Here is a 3,727-nt window from a genome sequence, read left to right as displayed (position 1 = left end):
TCTTCAACTGTATAATCACACACATAATAAACATCTTTCATTTTAGTTAAATTGCGTTCTGCTTTTGTAAAGAAATTAACTGCTTTTTGCTCAATTTCTAAGGAGCTCATAAACCTATCATTAGGTAAATTAACATGAACCAAATAGAATTTAGTGTCAATTTTATCAAACATCTTTACTGCATTTAAATAAGGTTTAATAGTTTCTTCAGAGAAACTACAAGCAAAAGCTACCACATTAAAATTCACATCAGACACATTATTTTTAACTACTAATACAGGAATATTTGCATTACGAACCACACGTTCCGTATTAGAACCCACAAAAAATTCTGCCATACCACTAGAACCATGAGAGCCCATAACAATCAAATCAGCATCATTTTTAAGTGCTACATCATTAACTTCACTAAAGACCTTAAAGTGTTTGATAATTGAAGTTACTTTTAAATCATTTAAGTAATCTTTCTTTAAAAAACCTTCAAGCTTTTGTTCAGCTATCTGAAGAAAAAAAGCAGCCTTTTGGCTTTGAAATCCTTCTGAAGTTGTTAACATAATATCCGACATTTCAAGCATATGTAAAACTAGTAAATCTGCATCGTGTTTTTTAGCAAGTTTTGCTGCCGTTTTAAGTGCATATTCTGAATGATCAGAAAAATCTACGGGTATAATGATTTTTTTCATGATTTATTTTTTAGGTTAAACAGTCATAGAAAACAGCTGCGTATCTGGCTGTTTTCTTTGTAATAGCACATCAAACGCCATACATATATTCCTAACGAATGGCTGACCCTTTTTGGTAACTTTAATTTTATTAGAATAAACTTGAAGCAACCCATCTTTTTCCATTTCTTTCAATAGAATTAAAGCCTCTGGTAATTCATCAAAATACAATGAGTCTTTTGTCCATGACGTTTCAAATCGACACATTAAATTTAGAATATGTTTACGAATAGTTAAGTCTTCATCATTTAAGACATGTCCTCTATATACAGGAATAATGTTATCTTTTAATAAGTTATAATAGCTTTCAATACCTTTTACATTTTGAGCAAAACCATACCAACTATCGCTAATTGAAGAGACCCCTAAACCAATCATAGCCTGAGTTTTTGAAGCTGTATAACCCATGAAGTTTCTATGTAAATCACCATGAGTCATCGACTGATACAGTGAATCAGTAGTTAAAGCAAAATGATCCATTCCTATTTCTTCATACCCTACTTCAGCCAACAATTCCTTACCTAATTCATATTGATTTCTTTTTAGTTCAGCAGAAGGTAAATCTGTATCATTAAACCCGCGCTGCCCATTTCCTTTTATCCATGGCACATGCGCATAACTATAAAAGGCTAGTCGATCAGGAAGTAATTCCTTAGTTTTTAAAATCGTTTCTTCTACATGTTGCAAGGTTTGAAAAGGTAACCCAAAAATAATATCATGTCCCACCGAATTGTAACCTATTTCTCTGGCTAACTCTGTAGCCTTCTTAACATTCTCAAATGGTTGAATTCTATGAATCGCTTTTTGAACTGTTTCATTATAATCTTGCACACCATAGCTTACTCGCCTAAACCCAACGTCATAAAGGGCTTGTAAATGTTCGCGAGTAGTGTTATTAGGATGTCCTTCAAAACTAAATTCATGTCCAACTGCCAATTCTGAAGTTTTTAAAATTTCAAGTATGAGGTGCTTTAAATTCTCTGGACTAAAAAAAGTTGGTGTTCCGCCTCCTAAATGCAATTCCTTTATAACAGGTTTTTCATCAAATAACCCTAAATACAACTGCCATTCTTTTAAAACAGCATTTATGTATGGAGATTCTACACTATGTTGTTTGGTAATGCGTTTGTTACATCCACAAAACGTACAAAGACTTTCACAAAACGGCAAATGGATATATAAACTAATCCCTTCTTTCGAATTACTTTCTTTAAAAGATTGAATTAAGGAAGACTTCCATTTCTTTTGAGAAAAAGATTCTTGATTCCAATAAGGAACCGTTGGATAACTCGTATATCGAGGTCCTGCAATATTATATTTATTGACTAATGATTTGAACATACCTAACTTTTATATCTCAAAATTAATACAATAGTGTGCAAGAAAATATGATATATGTCATAGCTATAACTTGCAATTCGTTTAATTATACCTTAACTTTCCGATAAATAAAAATTAGAATAATGAAAAAATTAAGCCTCTTATTAATTGCCATAGCTATAAGTTTTACAGCATGTAAAAAAGAAAAGAAAGACACAAAAACTATTGAAACTGAAACTACAGAAACAGCAGTTGTAGCACCTAAAAAAGTAAAAATCACTTTAAGTGCTAAAAGTGATAGCAATGTAAGTGGAAATGTAGTTTTTAAAGAAGTAAATGGTGAAGTTAGTATGACTGCTATTATTAGCGAATTAACTCCTGGGGAACATGCCATTCACATTCACAATTCTTCTGATTGTTCTTCTCCTGATGGAAAATCTGCAGGTGGCCATTGGAATCCAACGGCAAAACCACATGGTAAATGGGGTGCAGAAACAGGTTATCATAAAGGTGATATAGGTAATTTTACAGCTGATGAAAATGGGAATGGTACGATTTCATTCACTACTAACGAATGGTGTATTGGCTGCGGAGACGACACTAAAGATATACTTGGAAAAGGTATTATAGTTCATGCTGGTGTTGATGATTTAACATCACAACCTTCTGGAGCTGCCGGAGCTCGTGTAAGTTGTGCTGGTATTATCCAGTAATTCTAGATTTATTAAACATTGAATTTGAATTATTTAGATAATGCTTTAACACTATAATCTAAATCACAAAAAGAGGAACAAAATCTCCTCTTATCATCGCACAACGGAATAAAATGACGAATGAAATATTATATTTATCCTAGAATAATAAGTTGCCATTCATTGAGAAAAACACTCAAAATAAAAAATAGAATATGAACAAAATAAGAATAACCGGATTAGTCTTAATAATAGTTGGAATTATCATTCAATTTACTTTGGTAAATGATATGACCGATTTTATTTCTAGTGCTTTAATTGGTGGTGGAGCTGGATTACTTATAACAGGTAAAGTAAGTAAACCGGCAATTTAATGGAATTCTGACTTTGAGTAAGTCAGGTGAAAAGTACATTTCGAATATTAAGACAGCAAAAAAGTCATATCGAATTGGACGAATAATTTTAATAGATTATGAAAAAGATGCCGCCATTGTTGACGCTGAAATAGTAATTTGAAACTGGAGAATTTTTACAGATTATTTTCTTTTATTAAAACATGAAGGTTCATGGAAAATAGTACATAAAAGTTATTCTTGGTTAGAATTCCCTGAGTCGGATAAAGAACATGAAAATTAGACACTTCCCATAAAAGTCAATAAGATAAATTAATATTTAATGAAACATCTTATCCTATTAATATTCCTAATAACACAAACATCTATGACCCTATTTAATTTTGATTCTAAAAGCGATATTTCTAACTGGCGTATTGTTGATGATGTTGTCATGGGAGGACGTTCTAATGGTGCTTTTAAAATTAACGATTCTGGAAATGGAATATTCCTTGGAGATGTGTCATTAGAAAACAATGGTGGCTTCTCCATGGTTCAATATGGTTTTATACCAAAAAAGTGAGTAACTATACGAAAGTCTGCATTAAACTGAAAGGTGATGGTAAAACCTATCAATTCAGAATAAAAGAGAACAATTCAG

The 3,727-nt window shown here is 31.8% G+C and carries 6 protein-coding genes; 4 read left to right on the top strand and 2 right to left on the bottom strand.

Annotated features, from left to right (window positions below; translation table 11 throughout):
* Positions 1-683 (bottom strand): universal stress protein (locus tag QZ260_RS08645; protein WP_295985082.1); only part of this gene is annotated, 683 nt, incomplete at its 3' end.
* 15 nt (positions 684-698) lie between these two features.
* Positions 699-2,063, bottom strand: a complete 1,365-nt coding sequence (hemN, locus tag QZ260_RS08640) for an oxygen-independent coproporphyrinogen III oxidase (protein ID WP_295985080.1) — start codon at positions 2,061-2,063, stop codon at positions 699-701.
* 122 nt (positions 2,064-2,185) lie between these two features.
* Between hemN and QZ260_RS08635 the strand changes: the two genes are divergently transcribed.
* From QZ260_RS08635 to QZ260_RS08625, 4 genes are all read left to right on the top strand, one after another.
* Positions 2,186-2,755, top strand: coding sequence for a superoxide dismutase family protein (locus QZ260_RS08635; protein ID WP_295985076.1), 570 nt, complete (start codon positions 2,186-2,188; stop codon positions 2,753-2,755).
* A gap of 194 nt (positions 2,756-2,949) precedes the next feature.
* The gene (locus QZ260_RS08630; protein ID WP_295985074.1) at positions 2,950-3,108 is read left to right on the top strand and encodes a hypothetical protein; all 159 of its coding nucleotides are present in this window, start codon (positions 2,950-2,952) and stop codon (positions 3,106-3,108) included.
* Between the two features lie 151 nt (positions 3,109-3,259).
* The gene (locus tag QZ260_RS13195; protein ID WP_365969435.1) at positions 3,260-3,370 is read left to right on the top strand and encodes a nuclear transport factor 2 family protein; all 111 of its coding nucleotides are present in this window, start codon (positions 3,260-3,262) and stop codon (positions 3,368-3,370) included.
* Positions 3,371-3,409: 39 nt separating this feature from the next.
* Positions 3,410-3,649, top strand: a complete 240-nt coding sequence (locus QZ260_RS08625; protein WP_295985071.1) for a CIA30 family protein — start codon at positions 3,410-3,412, stop codon at positions 3,647-3,649.
* Positions 3,650-3,727 lie beyond the last annotated feature (78 nt).

This window comes from uncultured Algibacter sp., assembly GCF_905480415.1.
Taxonomy (GTDB): Bacteria; Bacteroidota; Bacteroidia; order Flavobacteriales; family Flavobacteriaceae; genus Algibacter_B.
Note: the sequence above shows the minus strand (reverse complement) of the source record. Positions and strands in the feature narration are given on the sequence as shown.